Source organism: Rhodopseudomonas sp., assembly GCF_048594845.1.
GTDB lineage: Bacteria > Pseudomonadota > Alphaproteobacteria > Rhizobiales > Xanthobacteraceae > Rhodopseudomonas.
Genome location: NZ_JBMDXE010000364.1, coordinates 1 through 13,935, shown reverse-complemented (window position 1 = coordinate 13,935; position 13,935 = coordinate 1). Strand labels below are relative to the sequence as shown.

At 63.1% G+C, this 13,935-nt stretch carries 12 protein-coding genes; 6 read left to right on the top strand and 6 right to left on the bottom strand.

Translation table 11 applies throughout. The features are described from left to right. Positions 1-162: 162 nt before the first annotated feature. Both ACOJTD_RS25100 and ACOJTD_RS25095 read right to left on the bottom strand, forming a co-directional pair. On the bottom strand, positions 163-1,302 hold the full coding sequence (locus tag ACOJTD_RS25100; protein WP_420135564.1) for an acyl-CoA dehydrogenase family protein: 1,140 nt from the start codon (positions 1,300-1,302) through the stop codon (positions 163-165). Positions 1,303-1,407: 105 nt separating this feature from the next. Beyond that, a complete protein-coding gene (locus tag ACOJTD_RS25095) occupies positions 1,408-1,716 on the bottom strand; it encodes a cytochrome c (protein WP_420135563.1) in 309 nt (102 codons plus the stop codon). 211 nt (positions 1,717-1,927) lie between these two features. Here ACOJTD_RS25095 and ACOJTD_RS25090 point away from each other — a divergent pair, with 211 nt between their 5' ends. After that, positions 1,928-4,051, top strand: coding sequence for an ATP-binding protein (locus ACOJTD_RS25090; RefSeq protein WP_420135562.1), 2,124 nt, complete (start codon positions 1,928-1,930; stop codon positions 4,049-4,051). A 68-nt stretch (positions 4,052-4,119) separates the two neighbouring features. On the opposite strand, the gene ACOJTD_RS25085 is transcribed toward ACOJTD_RS25090, so the two are convergent. The 4 genes from ACOJTD_RS25085 to ACOJTD_RS25070 form a co-directional block, all read right to left on the bottom strand. Beyond that, positions 4,120-4,551, bottom strand: coding sequence for a hypothetical protein (locus tag ACOJTD_RS25085; protein WP_420135561.1), 432 nt, complete (start codon positions 4,549-4,551; stop codon positions 4,120-4,122). 157 nt (positions 4,552-4,708) lie between these two features. Continuing rightward, on the bottom strand, positions 4,709-5,524 hold the full coding sequence (locus ACOJTD_RS25080) for a hypothetical protein (protein WP_420135560.1): 816 nt from the start codon (positions 5,522-5,524) through the stop codon (positions 4,709-4,711). 14 nt (positions 5,525-5,538) lie between these two features. Then, positions 5,539-6,909 (bottom strand): hypothetical protein, encoded by a 1,371-nt coding sequence (locus ACOJTD_RS25075; protein WP_420135559.1) that lies wholly within the window; start codon positions 6,907-6,909, stop codon positions 5,539-5,541. Between the two features lie 130 nt (positions 6,910-7,039). Then, on the bottom strand, positions 7,040-7,960 hold the full coding sequence (locus ACOJTD_RS25070; protein WP_420135558.1) for a transporter: 921 nt from the start codon (positions 7,958-7,960) through the stop codon (positions 7,040-7,042). 676 nt (positions 7,961-8,636) lie between these two features. Between ACOJTD_RS25070 and ACOJTD_RS25065 the strand changes: the two genes are divergently transcribed. The 5 genes from ACOJTD_RS25065 to ACOJTD_RS25045 all read left to right on the top strand — a co-directional run. Beyond that, positions 8,637-9,731 (top strand): acyltransferase family protein, encoded by a 1,095-nt coding sequence (locus ACOJTD_RS25065; protein WP_420135557.1) that lies wholly within the window; start codon positions 8,637-8,639, stop codon positions 9,729-9,731. 166 nt (positions 9,732-9,897) lie between these two features. Next, the gene (locus ACOJTD_RS25060) at positions 9,898-12,237 is read left to right on the top strand and encodes a Tex family protein (RefSeq protein ID WP_420135556.1); all 2,340 of its coding nucleotides are present in this window, start codon (positions 9,898-9,900) and stop codon (positions 12,235-12,237) included. 239 nt (positions 12,238-12,476) lie between these two features. Continuing rightward, complete coding sequence (locus ACOJTD_RS25055; RefSeq protein ID WP_420135555.1) at positions 12,477-13,130, top strand: response regulator transcription factor; 654 nt, start codon at positions 12,477-12,479, stop codon at positions 13,128-13,130. Positions 13,131-13,199: 69 nt separating this feature from the next. Then, complete coding sequence (locus ACOJTD_RS25050) at positions 13,200-13,589, top strand: response regulator transcription factor (protein ID WP_420135554.1); 390 nt, start codon at positions 13,200-13,202, stop codon at positions 13,587-13,589. Further along, positions 13,589-13,935, top strand: a 347-nt coding sequence (locus ACOJTD_RS25045) for a hypothetical protein (RefSeq protein ID WP_420135553.1), incomplete at its 3' end; no start/stop codon positions are given. The genes ACOJTD_RS25050 and ACOJTD_RS25045, both read left to right, overlap by 1 nt.

The following is a 13,935-nucleotide window of genomic DNA, read 5'->3' as shown; positions in this document are numbered from 1 at the left end:
CCGATCGTTCGTCATTCCGGGGCGCGCCACTGGGTCCGGCCTACGCCCGGCCCGATGACAGGCTCCGCGCGAGCCCAGAATCCATCATCTCCGACGGTGGTTATGGATTCCGAACTTGCTCCCTTCGGGCGCAATCCGGAATGACGAACTTTGAGATCACGTTCACAGCCCCATCTGCCGGCTGGCGAGATCTTTCATGATTTCCTCGGTGCCTCCGCCGATGGCGTTGACCTTGACGTCGCGATAGATGCGCTCGACCTTGACGCCGCGCATGTAGCCGGCGCCGCCGAAGATCTGCACCGCTTCGGAGGCGCAGAACGCCATGGTCTGCGTCGCCTGGTTCTTCAGCATGCAGATTTCGGCGACCGGGCTCTCGCCCTGCTGCACGCGCCAGGCCAGCAGCTCCAGCATCGCCTGCGACGCCGCGATCTTCTGCGCCATGTCGACCAGCTTGTGACGAATCACCTGATGCTTGGTGAGCGGCTTGCCGAAGGTGACGCGCTCCTTGGCGTAAGCGATCGACTCCTCCAGGCAGACGCGCGACGCGGCTATGCAGCCGGCCGCCATGGTCAAGCGCTCGCTGTTGAAGTTCATCATGATGATCATGAAGCCGGCGCCTTCCTGCCCGAGCAGGTTGCCGGCCGGGACACGGCAATTGTCGAAATGCAGCGTCGCGGTGTCCGACGCCCACCACCCCATCTTCTTCAGGGGCGTGCGCGTCAGGCCCGGCGTATCGCCCGGGATCAGCAGCAGGCTGACGCCGCCCGGGCCATCGCCACCCGTGCGCACAGCCGTGGTGATGTAGTCGGCGCGCATGCCGGAGGTGATGAACGTCTTCTCGCCGTTCACGATGTAGTGGTCGCCGTCCCGCACCGCCCGGGTGCGCAGATTGGCGACGTCGGAGCCGCCGGACGGCTCGGTGATCGCCAACGCGGAGATCTTCTTGCCGGACAGGATTTCCGGCAGCACCCGCGCCTTCAGCTCGGCCGACCCGGCCCGCGCGATCGGCGGCGCGCCGATCGAATGGCTGTTAAGGCTGGCGCTGACCCCGCCAGCGCCTGCACGCGCCAATTCCTGGGTTGCGACGATCCACATGAACTGGTCGGTCGGCGTACCGCCGTATTCCTCGGGGAAACCGAGCCCCAGCAGACCGATGGCCGCGGCCTTCTCATAAAGCTCGCGGGGGAAGCCGCCTGCCTCGTCCCATTCAGTGGCGAATGGTTCGATTTCCTTCTGAACGAAACGACGCACGACGTCGCGGAAGGCAACGTGGTCGGCGGTATAAAAAAGGGAGTCGGTCAAGATGGCACCCGGCAGCTCGCGTCAGGCGAGGATGCCGGGAAAGGTCCAACCCCACTTGCGTCGAGACGCTGATGCGAATGCGCACCTAGGTCCTGCGCGGATGCGTCACCGCCGCTTTTGCTCCGCGATAAAGGCGGCGATGTTGCGGGTTTCGATTCGGCTGAGCGCCATGCTCTCCATCTTCGGATGCGGCTCGAGCAGGAAGGCCGCCAACTTGTCTTCGTCAAAGTCCGGGCGCGATGCGATGGATGCGAAGGATGGCACCAGATCGCTGCCCTTGCGCTGGTCCTCCGACACCAGATGGCAGCTGGCGCACCAACGTTTTGCCAGCGTTTCGCCGTTCACGACATCGGCTGCGAAAGAAGGGACATTGGCGGTGAGCAGAAGCGCCAGTGAGAGCATCAATGCACGCATCTTAAATCCTCTTGTGCGACGGTCGGCCGTAAAGCCGCGCAATCGGCGAAACCGGAGATCCTAGCTGTTTACCGCATAGGTTCCACTCCCGATAGTTAGACCCTCGGCCGGGAATACCGTTCATCGCGCTGCGGCCTGCAAAAGGTTTCCCGCTGCGAAGAAAAATGCTTAATTGATAGTCAATGGCAACTAGCTCCAATACCTCTCTCCGATGTTGACCGCACAGCGCGATTCCCTCCGCCTGCTGCGCGCAATCCTGGTCGCTTCGATCATTCTGCCGGCGGCCCTGTTCAGCTACGCAGGCTGGCTCGCCTATCGCTCGAACGAGGACAGTGCCGAGCGTCAGATCGACAAGACCCGCGATATCGTCACCGAACATGCGCTGAAAATCTTCGAATCTGTCGAGCGGTCGATTGCAGAGACGGCAGAGATCATCCGCGACATGTCGGACGATCAGATCCGCGCCAACGAGGCCGTACTCCACGACAGGCTGAAACGTCTGGCCGACGGTTCCGAGCAGATCAAGTCGATGTGGATCTTCGACAAGAACGGGCGCGCCTTGGTCAACAGCATGTTGTATCCCTCGCCGCCCGGTAATTTTTCCGATCGCGATTACTTCCAGGCGCACCTGGCGAAGGCAACGGGACTGTACGTCGGCCGCACGCTGCAGCCTCGGCCGCCTTTCGACGGCGCGCCGTTCTTCAGCGTCAGCGTTCGTCGCAACGCGCCGGATGGAAATTTTGCGGGAGTGATCGAAACGTCGGTCCTGCCGGATTACTTCGAGGGCTTTTACGCCAAGGTCGGCCGCGAGAGCGGCAGCTATGCGGCGCTGGTTCGTGAGGACGGCGCCATCCTCGCCCGCTATCCGGCCATCGAGCAGAATGACGCGACGGTCAAGACCGACGGCCTGATCGGCAGGGCGATGACGGCGCGAAGCGTAGAAGGCACGATCACCCAAGTGTCCTCGCTTGACGGCATTGAACGACGTGTCGCGTATCGCAAGCTTCCGAACCTGCCGATCTACGTATATGCGGGCCTCGAGACGCGCACGATCCGCAACATGTGGCTGTCGCAACTCAGCGCCTATCTGCTGGTCGGCCTGCCCGCAACCGCGGCGTTGATCGCGATTGTGCTGCTCGCGCTCGCCAGAACACGTCGCCTGTACGAAGAAGCCGGCCGCCGCGCGATCGCCGAGAATGCGCTCAAGCAATCCCAGCGGCTGGAATCGCTCGGTCGCCTGACCGGCGGAGTCGCTCACGATTTCAACAATCTGCTGATGGTGGTTGGCGGCTCAGTACAGAAGCTGCGGCGGCGTCACACCGATCTGCAGGATCGCCGCACGCTCGACATGATCGATTCTGCGGTCGCGAAAGGCGCCGGTTTGACGCGGCAACTGCTGTCGTTCTCGCGCCGGCACAACATGGCGGCAAAGCTCGTCGACCTCGGCGACAGCGTGACCAGGTTCGCCGATGTTCTCCGTCAGTCTGTGCGCAGCGACATCACGATCGACATCGAGCCGCCGACCGAACAAATCGTGGTGCAGATAGACCCAAACGAGTTCGAGATCGCCCTGCTGAATTTGGCCTTGAACGCGCGCGATGCGATGCCGGACGGCGGTCGCATCACGGTTTCAATCCGGACCGAGACGCTGAAAAACTTTGGTCCCCGCAAGCTGACTGGCGACTACGCCATCCTCGGTTTCGCCGACACCGGCATCGGCATTCCGGAGGAAATCCGCGACCGCATCTTCGAGCCGTTCTTCACCACTAAACCCGTCGACCGCGGCACTGGCCTGGGGCTCAGTCAAATCTACGGCTTCGTGCAGCAGTCGAACGGCGCGATCACAGTCGAAAGTGAAATCGGCCGCGGCACGCGCTTCGACCTGTTCCTGCCACGCTCGGCCGAACCGCCGACCGAAGCCCCCGCAGATGCCGACGTTGCCCCCGTTCAGGCCGACAGGAGTGCGGTGCTTCTGCTCGTGGAAGATCATCCCGACGTCGCAGCGGTTGCGACCGATTATGCGGAACAATGCGGCTTCGCGGTCGTAAGGGCGGCCTCCGCGGAGGCGGCGCTCGACGTTCTCAACAAGCGTCGCGACATCGATCTGGTCTTCAGTGACATCGTGATGCCGGGCATGAGCGGCCTGGAACTCGCGCGCTTGATCCGGGACCATCATCCTGAGACGCCGGTCGTGCTGGCCTCCGGCTACAGCGATCGCAGCGCATCGGCGCTGGCCGAGGGATTTCCCTTACTTCAGAAGCCATACACGCTCGACACCTTGCGTAAAGCGCTCGTCCAGGCGCTCCACGCCGGGCGGCCGACGGCCGCCGAGTAACAAAGAAGGCGGCGACGCCACGCGCCGCCGCCTCGACTTTCGGCCATACGTATCTGGCCTAGCTTCGCTTACCAGTGCCGATGGAAGTGGCCATGGCCGAACCGGGGCCCACCATAACCGGCCCGGATCACCGGCCCCCGGTAATATCCGTATGAAGACCGATAGCCCCCATACGGACGGTAGCCGCCGTAGTACACCGCGCGCGGACGGGCGTAATAGCGCGGGCCGCCATAGCCCCAGCCGCCGTAATAGCCCGGGCCACCATAGTAGCCGACATAGCTCGGGCCGTAACCGTAGTAAGGGCCGCCGCCGTAGTATCCGTAACCCGGGCCCCAACCATAGCCATAACCGCCGGACGCGGCGCCCGCGATCAAAGCCCCGGCTGCAATGCCGCCGACGACGGCTGCCGGGCCCCAGCCGCGCTGCGCGTGCGCGGGAGCGGAGGCTGTGACCACCGCCAGTGTCGCTGCTGCACCGAGAACCAAAGCTGTTTTCTTCATATCGACTCCCTTCGCAAGATGACCGTGGCTCCATAACCGCGCAATATTTGAAAGGTTGCCGGAACCGGACAATTGCCGTTCGAAAACGCAGCAAAACGCGTACGGCAACGCTCCACCTTCGCAGGCGCGATGGTTACGCCTCGGAATTGCACGGGGGTCAGGGCTTCGAGACGATTGATGGTTGAGACGTGACGATATTAAACTTGGTCAGTTCGTCCGGTTTGAACACGAACAGCCGATCCTTCGGTGTTTCCATCGCGTGGATCCACACCTGCAGATCAATGCCCATCTCGCCAAGATAGCGCTGGCACCTCGCTGAGATCCGCTGCGCATCACTCATGCCATCACGAGAAACCGGCGTCGCGTCTGCCGATTTTGCCGCAAAGACCTGATGGACCCCTATCGCCGCCTTGTCGCCAGCACGGCGCTCCACGCCGCCGAAGAAAACCAGCGGACAAGAGGAGGCGCAGTATTTCCCGGCTTCGACAGCAGTCGCAAGTTTGCGCTCGCGAATGAGCCGGCCCATCGCCAATGCGTCACCGACCGAACCGCCGGGGGAATTCAACACGACCGTCTTGATGTACTCGCCGTGCCGTTCGATCGCTGCGGCGAAAGCTGTCGCCGTGCCCGGGGTAATCGTGCCAGACGCGAGCAGCCGGTTGCCGCCGACCAGATCGAACGTCATCGGCTTGCCGAGCGCGCCGTCCGGCTGCGGCAGCGGCGCGAGACGATCGCGTCCCGGCAGCCACGGAGACAGGATCGATGGCAAGGACGGCAGCCCTTCCGGGGCCTCGCGCTGGACAGCCGGAACCGTGTCGTCCGCCTCCGGCGAAATCCAGCCATTGGCGCTGGCGAGATCGAAACCCAACGCGCCAATCGAAACGGCCAAGAGACCTCGAAACACGAAGCGCAACACAGCGTCGTCGGGATTCCCCGACATCCACTCTTGGAACCGCTGCGTCAGACCGCCCATCGATCTGCCGTCACTCACTTGACTTGCCGAGCAGAGGACAACGCCGTGACGTTCTCTTCGGCCGCCGCGACGGCGGGCTCGGGGGGCGCAGCCGGAGGCATGCGCGTGTCGGTGTCAGCCGGCGCCTGTGCAGCGCGGCTCGCCTGTTCGACCTCACGCGCCATCTTCAGCGCCGCCATCATCTCGGCGGCAGTCATAGCCGAGGCGCTCGCTACCGGGAGACCTTCGCGGCGAATTGCGGCGTGCACGACGCACAGGATCAGCACAAGGACGGCGGGCATCAGGTCGATCGAGATCGCGCCTGCCCAACTCGGAATGAAGTCGCCAGCGTAGCGCAGCACGGCCTCGGCCGGAGACATCGCCTGGAACCGGCCCGGCTCGATCCGAGGCATCTCCAGGATCTTGTCGGCCGCTCCTGCGAGCGACGCCGCCTGCGCGGCAATCGCGCTTTCGACTTTGCCGACCACCGCCGTCTGTCGCTCTGCCAGATCGAGGCTGCGGCCGCCCGCCGACGGCGCGATGAAAGTGGACGACAGCGAAGCTGCAGCGCGCTTGACCGCGGGTGCGACCGAGGTCTGCTGCAGATTGGCGATAACACCCATCAGGGCCAGCGATTCGGTAGCGAAACCATCGCTGCGCTCGCTGATCGGACCGCGATCCGACACTAGCTCGCGCATCTTCGCGAGGTGCTTGCCGCCCTCCTCGAACAGCGCGGCTACCCGTTTGCCCGAGGATTCGACTTCCTTGCCAAGACTGTCGAGCTGGGCCGACATCTGGGTGAGCAGCTGAACCACGGTGCCGGAGCCCGAGGTGCCGGTCAGCGAGCCCGCGCGCTCGGCGTCTGCAAGCTTGGCGAAGCGGGATGCGGCGATCTGGATGTCCGGCAACAGACCTTGCGCGGCGATGGCGTTGCTGTTCGCGGCATCGAGATCACGCGTATAATCCTGCACCGTGATGGACAGATGTTGACGAATGGCGGCTGCGCCGGCCAGAGCCGACGCATTCAGCCAGGACGACATCGCGACGATCATCAGCGAGCCGAAGATCATGCATCCGAACATCAGCGCACGCCCGGTGCGATCGACCACGTGCGGCATGAAGTGCATCAGGAAAACCCAGAACGCGTAGATGCCGACCGAGACCGCGACTGAATAGATCAGGGCGGCGAAGAACACCGTGGTCGGACTGCCGTTGAGCAGTTCGCGAACGCCCAGATAAGTGTAAACGCCGGCGCCGAGTGCGAGGATGGCCGTGGTGAGCTTGAGCATCACCTCGAGCCGATCTACCCCGCGCGACAATTGCAGCGATGAGGGAACCAGCTTGGTGGCGTAATCAGTGGAAGAAGTTGACGACGGGGTAGCGGCCGGTTCGGCGGCAGGCTGCATGGGCATATCCGGATGATGCGACAATTGCGCACGACCAACGCCCCCGCAGGTTCGTACCTCACAACGATTAGTTGTGAATTCGGACCAGATTATGGTGAGATGGCATCAGCGCGTTGTGGCCGGATGTCGCTCAGAAATGTGCGTTAATCCGAAGCATCGCCTGGTGGCGCTCGTGATTGTCGAGATCGAGCCACCGACTGTCGTTGACAGCCCGGCCTGCGACCTGGACCTGCCAGGTGCCGGATAGTCCAAGCGTGCTGGTGAGGCTGTAGGAAAACGTGGGGCCGACATAGACCGCCTCCCCTACAAAGCGATCCAGTCCGCTACCGTCGTAGCTGCGCAGATAGCGGGAGCCGAGACCGATCAGCAGGCCAGGCCTGAGCTGATAAGATAGAGCCCCGTGCAGCGCGAATTCGGAGTCGTGTGCCGTTAGCCCCGTTGCATGAACACGCGTCGCGCCTATCCCGTACCAGATGTTGAAGGCGGCGAACCAGCGATCCTCGACCAGTTCCTTATCGAACAGCGCTGCGAACTCGGCACCGTATTGCTCGACCCGCAAACCACTGCCGTCGTCGACCCGGTTCCAACCGGGCTGCGCATGCAAGGTCAATCCGAACGGAGCATTGGCACGATCGATCAGCTTGGCGCGAAATTCCAACGTGGCGCCGTTGAAGCTGACATGATGGCGGTCGTCAAAGCCCGCAACGCCATCGATCCGCTGCGCACCGAAGGCAAAGCCTGGCGCCATGCGGAAACGATCCGACAGCGTGTACTTGACCTGGTTGAGCGTCGCGAGCGTGGCATAGCGGCCGTCACGCTTTCCGAACGCGGCAACGTTCTCCATTTCCAGTTCGATTTCGCCCACCCGCCCGATGTCGGATCCCATGGTGAACCCGAAGATGTGCTCGGTATCCGCGCCGTCAGCATGACCGGACGACTCATTGCCTCCTGGATGGCCAACGGGCGTCTGCAGCGGCCTGCCGGCCGTTTTCGAAGCCCGTTCCTCCTCAGCGAGCACCGACGGAGCCTCGCCGAGCACGCCGAAGGACAACAGAGTTGCTGACAGCCAAGGCGAAATCCGGCTCCGCGGCGACCTCCACCGGGCTTCCTGCTCTGTTTCCGCCAATCCGCCCTCCCATGGCCCATATGCAAATGCGACTTATTCGCATTAAAGAACCAGAGATCCAGGCCGATTGCAACTCTAAGAAGAAGGAGAGAGCTGGAGGAGACGGACGCCAAAAGAAGGAGCCCCGGGGCTGGGCGGGGAAAGCCCCGGGGCTGCAGTCACCGCCGACCGGGGGAGGTCTCGGCGCTGACAGTCGGTTCGCAACGAAAGCTTCGGGCTGGGACTGAGAGACCGAGCTCGGAGGCGCGCATTGCGAAAGCGCTGGTCCTTGGCTAAGTCGGCCTGCGTCAGAGCCGGCTCAATCAGGACGATGCTTCTGACAATTGTGATGCACCTCGATGTGGCAAAGGGAAAGCGCAAGTTCCACCAGTGGTTGGCCGCGCGCTAACCCGTCGCGCGCAATCGGTCGATGTGAATTATCCTGAAATCAACGCGCAGCCCGGACCCGGATCAAGATACCCATGAACCACCAATGTCGGGCTGGGGCGGTTGGCCGCCGACCCTTTACGACCCCGGTCGCGGCTTCTAACGTCGATCGTCAGATCTGCAGACGCATCTCCGAATGACCCGAACCCAGACCTTCATCCCGCGCCTCGAGTCGATGCGCGGCATCGCCGCCCTTTTGGTCGCGGCATCTCATGTGGTGCAGGCCCCGACCGGTCCGACCACCGAATTGCTGACCCACCCGGGTGTCGAACTCGGCACCGGCAGCCGTTTGCTGTACGCAACCATCGTTCACGCCGTCGATGGTCTGCAGGCGGTGATCTTCTTTTTCGTGCTCAGCGGATTTGTCCTGACGCGTTCTCTGCTGCGGGAGCCGAACCCCTCCCCTGCTCAGGTGGTGGACTTCGTAATTGCGCGCCTGTTCCGGCTGTATCCCGCGATCATCTTCGCGATCGGACTGTTCGCCGCCGCCTTGGCGCTGCTCGGTGCAGCACCCGCACCATCGACCATCGTCAAGAACATGGCGCTGATCAGCACGTCCCTGAACGGCGTAATGTGGTCACTCCAGCTCGAGCTGATGGCCATTCCCGTGATCTATGTGATGTATCTGCTGCTGCGGCGACGAACGCGGCTCGCGACACTTGGCTCGATCGCGATATCGTTGGCTCTGGTCGTGACGTCGTTCGATCCCTCCATCCACAAAATCCTGGGCGAGCCGCCGCTGCAGCTGTTCTACGCTTTCACATTCGGCTGCTTCTGCGCAGCATCGTCCGGCCGTCTGGCGTCGCGACTGACGCCGATGCAGGTCAATATCGCGATCGCGATCTTCATCATCTTGTTCTTCACTGCGCGCCCGCTGCTCGGCCCGGCATCGACTTGGCGATTTCTGGTCAACTCCCTCAGCGCCTGGGCGATGATCTATCTTGTCGCCTATGGACCTCGCGCATCGCTTCTCAACGTGCTCGACCACCCGGCCGCCCATTGGCTGGGCAAACTGTCGTTCAGCTACTACCTGTTTCATTTCCTGACGATCACGCCGGTGTGGAATCATCCGGAGTTCCTGGTCTGGCTGATCGACACTGTAGGAATGCCGCGGCCGGCGATTGCGCTGCTGATCTTCTCGGCCAGCACCATCGTGGCGCTGACACTCGCATACATCTGCTACTCCTTCGTGGAGTTGCCTGGGATTCGCCTTGGACGGACGGTCCGTGGCGCGTTCTCCCCGCGCGCCCGAGGCGTGCCGGCCGCCTGACGCTCAACCGAATTTCTGCGAGCAATCGGCCGCCCATCTGAACAGGCCTGTGGGCCACCGCCTGCAGGCCGTCCACCTCCCTGCCGAGATGTCGTAGGTTGCCTTCGATTCGCCGCGCCGTTCAGCGAAGCGTCGACGTCCTTGCCATCGTTTCGAGAGACTTCAAGTGCCGAAAATCGCGTCCATCATCGCCACCGAACTCGCCGTCCGTGAAGAGCAGGTCCAAGCCGCCATCGACCTGCTCGACGGCGGGTCGACCGTCCCGTTCATCGCACGCTACCGCAAGGAAGCGACGGGCATGCTCGATGACGCACAATTGCGCACTCTGGAAGAGCGCCTGACCTATCTCCGCGAAATGGACGCGCGCCGCATTGCCATCATCGACAGCATCAAGGAACAGGGCAAACTCACGCCGGAGATCGAAAAAGCCCTGCTCGCCGCCGACACCAAGGCGAGGCTCGAGGACATCTATCTGCCGTTCAAGGAAAAGCGCCGCACCAAGGCGCAGATCGCGCGTGAGGCTGGCCTCGAACCGCTCGCAGATCTGCTTCTGCAGAATCCGGACAAGGATCCGCAGGTCGAGGCCGCGGTCTATGTGAAAACCGAGGGCGAGCACCCGGTCGCCGACGTGAAAGCGGCGCTCGAGGGCGCGCGCGCCATTCTTGTCGAACGCTTCTCCGAGCACGCCGACCTCACCGGCAGCCTGCGCGAGGCGATGTGGAGCCGCGGCCAGATCAAGGCCAGCGTGCGCGACGGCAAGAAGACCGAGGGCGCGAAGTTCGCCGATTACTTCGACTTCTCGGAGCCCTACGAGAAGCTGCCGTCGCACCGTATTCTGGCGTTGCTGCGCGGTGAGAAGGAAGAGATCCTGTCGCTCGATTTCGGCGACGGCGAAGATCCCGAGTCCAGGGAGCCGACGCAGTACGAGAACCGCATCGCCGCCACCTTCGGCATCTCGCGCAAGGGCCGTCCGGCCGACGGCTTTTTATCCGACTGCGTGCGCTGGGCGTGGCGCACCCGCATCAAGACCGGGCTGGCGCTCGACGTCCGCATGCGGCTGTGGCAGCAGGCCGAGAAGGAAGCGGTGCGGGTGTTCGCGGCTAACCTGCGCGACCTGCTACTTGCCGCCCCTGCCGGCGGCCGCGCCACGCTGGGCCTGGATCCCGGCTTCCGCACCGGCGTCAAGGTCGCGGTGATCGATCGCACCGGCAAGTTCGTCGATCACACCACGATCTACCCGCACGAGCCGGCGCGGAAGTGGAACGAGAGCATGCTCGAACTGGCGCAACTCTGCGTCAAGCATCGCATCGAGCTTGTGGCGATCGGTAACGGCACCGCGTCACGCGAGACCGAGAAGCTGGTCACCGACCTGATGAAGGCGAAGCCCGATCTCAAGCTCACCAAGGCGATCGTCTCCGAGGCCGGCGCGTCGGTTTACTCCGCTTCCGAATTCGCTTCGAAGGAATTCCCCGATCTCGACGTGTCGATCCGCGGCGCGGTCTCGATCGCGCGGCGGCTGCAGGATCCGCTGGGCGAACTGGTGAAGGTGCCGCCGCAGTCGATCGGCGTCGGCCAGTATCAGCACGACCTCAATCAATACACGCTGTCGCGCGCGCTCGATGCGACAGTGGAAGACTGCGTGAACGCCGTCGGCGTCGATCTCAACACCGCCTCGGCGCCGCTTTTGGCACGCGTATCGGGCATCGGCGAAACCCTGGCGCAGAACATCGTCGCACATCGCGACGCCAACGGCCCCTTCCCCAGCCGCGCCAAGCTCAAGGAAGTGCCGCGGCTCGGCCCGAAGGCGTTCGAACAATGCGCCGGCTTCCTACGGATCCGCGACGGCGAGAACCCGCTCGACGCCTCCGGCGTGCATCCGGAAGCCTATCCGATCGTCAAGAAGATCCTCGCGGCGACCAAAAGCGACATCAAAGCGCTGATCGGCCAGACCAAAACGCTGCAGACGTTGCGGCCGGCAGAATTCGCCGACGATAAGTTCGGCATCCCGACCGTCACCGACATTATCAAGGAGCTCGACAAGCCCGGTCGCGATCCGCGGCCCGAGTTCAAGACCGCTACCTTCCAGGAAGGCGTTGAGAAGATCACCGATCTCAAGCCCGGCATGATCCTCGAGGCGACCATCACCAACGTCGCTGCGTTCGGCGCCTTCGCCGATATCGGCGTGCATCAGGACGGCCTGATCCATATCTCGGCGATGTCGGAACGACGGATCAACGACCCGCGCGAAGTCGTAAAGCCGGGCCAAGTGGTGAAGGTCAAGGTGCTCGAGGTCGACGTGCCGCGCAATCGCATCGGCCTGACGCTGCGGATGTCCGATCCGATTCCAAAGCCAGGCGAGCGACGTCAGGCAGGCGGTGGCGGCGCCAGTGCCAAGCTGATTGATCGCCACAAACCCCGCCCCGAGACGAGCGGCGGCGGCGGCGCTTTCGCCGCGGCCTTGGCAAAGGCCGCCGAAAGCAGCAAGAATCGGCAGAAATCGAAGTAGCTCTATGCCCTCGGCGAGGCGGCTCTCCCCGACGAGACCGGCCTCGCCGCGCTGCAGTTTGATCCTGCTGTCCACAGCGACACTATCGAACGCGTCTCCGAAATGACGTCTGCGACGGTTGCTCACGCGAGCGATGCAATTGCTGCATGGGCGCCGCTCTACCCGTGGCACGCCGCCAACTGGCGCAGCCCCATGACTTTGGCTAATGTTGCGCTGGTCGAAAACTAGCAGCGGGATTCATGACTTCAGCGCCCGGCCCACTCGTGGTCGTCGTCGATGACGACGCCGGTATCAGAGAGGCGCTGGCCGGCCTGTTTCTTTCGGTAGGTAACAGAGTTGCTTTGTTTTCGTCAGCTCAGCAGCTTCTGACTGCCGGCGTCCCGGCTGACGCAAACTGCATGATCCTCGATGTCCGCCTGCCCGGTACCAGCGGCCTTGATCTGCAGGACATTCTGTCGCGGCTGAACGTCCGCATCCCGGTCATCTTCATGACCGGGTACGGCGATGTCCCCATGACGGTCCGCGGCATGAAGGCGGGAGCCGTCGACTTTCTCACCAAACCTTTTCGCGATCAGGAGATGCTCGACGCCGTCGCCGCTGCGACCGAGCTCGATCGCAAGCGTCGCGAGGCGGATGGCAAACGTGACGAGCTCCTGCAGCGCGTCCGGGTTCTGACCCCGCGCGAGAAACAGATCTTCGAAATGGTGGCAGCGGGATCGATGAACAAGATCGTCGCCGCAGACCTCGGCCTGAGCGAGATTACGGTCAAAATTCATCGCGGCCGCGTCATGAAGAAGATGGGCGCGCGCTCGCTTGCCGATCTTGTCAGGATGGCGGAATTGATCGGCCCCGGCTCGGACGGAACCGGCATAAAACCATCGTATGACTTATAAGGCTGGGACCGCTACCGCAGTGTCGGACGTCGCCGGATCGTGCTGGATTCCCGCTTGAGGATGGCAGACTTGACCATCGGCAAGATCATCTCGGTGATTGACGACGACGAAAATGTCCGAATCGCCATTGAGGGCCTCGTCAAATCACTGGGCCTCGCCGCTTTTGGCTTCGCGTCCGCGCACGAATATCTCGACTCAAAGCTGATCGCGGCTACGGCATGTCTCATCACCGACGTGCAAATGGCCGGCCTCAATGGTCTGGACCTTCATGCACGATTACTTGCCGAAGGTCGCGCACCTCCGGTGATCTTCATCACGGCTTTTCCTGACGAACGGATCGAGGCCCGGGCACGCGCGCTGGGAGCCATCGGATTCTTGAGCAAGCCGTTCGACGCCCAGGTTCTCGTGGAGTGCATCCACCGGGCAATCGCGTCGCCCAACGACAGCGGATCGAACTGATGGCCCCGGCTCCGCTCCAGGGTGGACCGGATTCGCTGCGCGTCATCACTGCCCCATTGCGAATCGTGCGGCGGAGCGGGCCGTACGAGATCTATCAACTTCAAGACGGAACTGATCCGGCAAGCTTGCTGCTTTTGGGGGAGCCGAGCGACCCGGCAGGCGCTCAGCGCCTTGCGCAGGAATTCGAGATCGCACGGGACCTCGACCCGGACATCATCGTGCGGCCTCGCGAACTGGTCTCTGCGCACGGACGGCTCGGACTTCTGGTCGACGATCTTCACGCACGCCCGCTTGCCGAACTTCTCGATGAACCCTTCGACGTCACTCGCTTTCTCCGACGAGCGAT